Raw genomic sequence first — 2,159 nt, 5'->3', positions numbered from 1 at the left:
AGAGGGCAGTTGGACGGAGGGCTATTTCAGCACAGGTCAGATGGCCTGTGCTGACTTGATCGGAGAATCCCTAAGGATGTTCAATATAAACACTGGTGACAGGCACCTATCGACCCAAAGCGGTCGGTCACGGTCTATCTTTTAAGACTTGAGTCAGATTAATCGAGGCCTTGATGCATGAATTCTCTCTGGATCGCAGTGGCCATTTTTGGGTGCTTGGTTGCCGCCTCGCTTCTCATGATGCAGTGGTACCCAAAGCTGGCATCCCACCATAGAGATGAAGACACAAATACAGTAATTCGCCTGGTAGCTAACATTTTTGTGGTTATGACATCGTTGGTCTTTGGATTGATGATCAACTCTGCCAAAAATACCTTCGAGTCGATTGACGCGAACTTTCATGGGTATGCAACCAGCATGATCATATTTGATCGGACTCTGCGGGGCTATGGCGATTCGGCACAAGACACCCGCAACCGACTGGTCACCTATCTTGAGCACGCTATTGAGACCCCGTACCGGGGGGACGAGGCGCTGCAACATCGTAACAGCGAGGCAGCTAAATACTTGGATGACATAGGAAAGTCTTTGGCTGCCATAAAGCCGCAAGACCGCTACCATGAAACTATGCTTCAGGATATTCGTCAGCAATATCATTCGCTTATCGAGCAACGTTGGAGGATCGTCGAGCAGTCAGAGGGGGCAATTCCCGGCCCACTCATTGGGATGCTTGTTACTTGGTTGACGCTCATTTTCGCCAGTTTTGGATACCGAGCGCCACGTAATTCAATGGTGATAGGAATGTTCGTCGTTTCTTCAATGCTTATCGCGGCTTCCGTGTATCTGGTATTGGATATGGACGTGCCATTTCACGGTCCTATCCAAATATCCGACGAGCCTCTGCGCAGGGCGCTCGCCGTAATGCAGCTTTAACGAAGCAGGGCGCGCTTGTGTTCTGGATGATGACTTCGTGGCGGACCACATCGAAGTTCGATATTGGCCGATAGCTACCCCTGGAGAATTTCTGCAATGGGTCATAGCGGCGGCTTTCAACGCGCTGTGCAGTGCATTTCCGGCCCCTGATACCCCCACACCACGATGGCCTCGCCATGGTGCTCCCATAAACTCTCATTTTGTCCCTGGTAGCGCGCGCCGCTTGCGGTCTGTTCTAGGTACATCAGCGAACTGCGGTCACCGAACTCGACGATGGCCGTGGGCGGCTCGGTGCGGAAGAAGCTGGCAACCACCTCCTTGGCCGGGTTGCCGTCACACTGGTAGAACACCGGGCCGGTGGCCTCGACCAGCCCGTAGCGCGCCTGCAGTTCGGCGATACGCAGGCGGTAGCTGTCGGCGATGCAGGCGGGCTGGTCCGCGCTTTTCCAGCAATCGTTGCGGCCTTTGATCCAGCCCCGCTGCTCGGTCTTGAGCACCGGCGGATGTTCATTGCCGGCCTTCTGCTGAGCGGCTGTGTAGACCTCGGCCATTTTCCGGTCCAGTGCCGAGAGCGGCTCGCTCTGGCAGATCTGTTGTTCGATGCTGCCGGCCTCGACCTGAGTGCAGTTGAAGGCAGGTCCCGCAGCTTGGGTGTGCGACAGAGGCAGGGTGAGCAGCAGGGGAAGCCAGTGCTTCATGGGAACCACCATTAGCGATTCAGAATACTGGGCTCAGTCTAGCTCGGCGCTGAATGACGTGGAGGGTGGCCTAGCTTTTCGGCGGCTAATGACTGCTGTTGGCCGACTGCTGTCCTCAGCGAATGACCGCTATTGGTCGATAGCGGCCTTCTCAGTAGGTTCTGCTAAAAAGGCTGCTGGAAAATTAAGCTGGGCTACTGTAACCCTAATAATGGTTAATATAAATATTTGGCAAAGGCACCTATCGGCCAGAGGCCGATAATCTCATTGGTCGAGTACCGGTCTGGCACAACTGTACGAAATCGTTTGGTCATCAGGGCCCTCCTGAGAGCAAGGATTCTTGCCTAAATGGTCTCAATCACACCACAACTGCGCCGGTCTTGGTAGAACGGCTCTATCAGATCGAGATAGACCTGCCTAGCGCGTAAATTGAACTCGCGGCGAGGACGTTCTCGTGTCGGCTTTTCCGAAAATCGCCGGTGTATTCGAAGCTGGAAAAGCTCATCAGACTTGTGGACGGTTAGGGAA

General features: G+C 54.1%; 3 protein-coding genes. 1 reads left to right on the top strand and 2 read right to left on the bottom strand.

Features of this window, described 5'->3' with window-relative positions; genetic code table 11:
* Positions 1–177: 177 nt before the first annotated feature.
* Positions 178–933 carry a DUF4239 domain-containing protein gene (locus APH36_RS29515; RefSeq protein ID WP_060501722.1) on the top strand — a complete coding sequence of 252 codons (756 nt, stop codon included), beginning with the start codon at positions 178–180 and terminating at the stop codon, positions 931–933.
* Positions 934–1,049: 116 nt separating this feature from the next.
* On the opposite strand, the gene APH36_RS29510 is transcribed toward APH36_RS29515, so the two are convergent.
* Both APH36_RS29510 and APH36_RS32425 read right to left on the bottom strand, forming a co-directional pair.
* The gene (locus APH36_RS29510) at positions 1,050–1,631 is read right to left on the bottom strand and encodes an MliC family protein (protein ID WP_060501720.1); all 582 of its coding nucleotides are present in this window, start codon (positions 1,629–1,631) and stop codon (positions 1,050–1,052) included.
* A 344-nt stretch (positions 1,632–1,975) separates the two neighbouring features.
* Positions 1,976–2,159 (bottom strand): hypothetical protein (locus APH36_RS32425; protein WP_218187334.1); only part of this gene is annotated, 184 nt, incomplete at its 5' end.

The organism is Pseudomonas sp. NBRC 111133 (assembly GCF_001320605.1).
GTDB classification, from domain to species: Bacteria; Pseudomonadota; Gammaproteobacteria; order Pseudomonadales; family Pseudomonadaceae; genus Aquipseudomonas; species Aquipseudomonas monteilii.
This window is presented reverse-complemented; position numbering and strand designations above follow the sequence as displayed.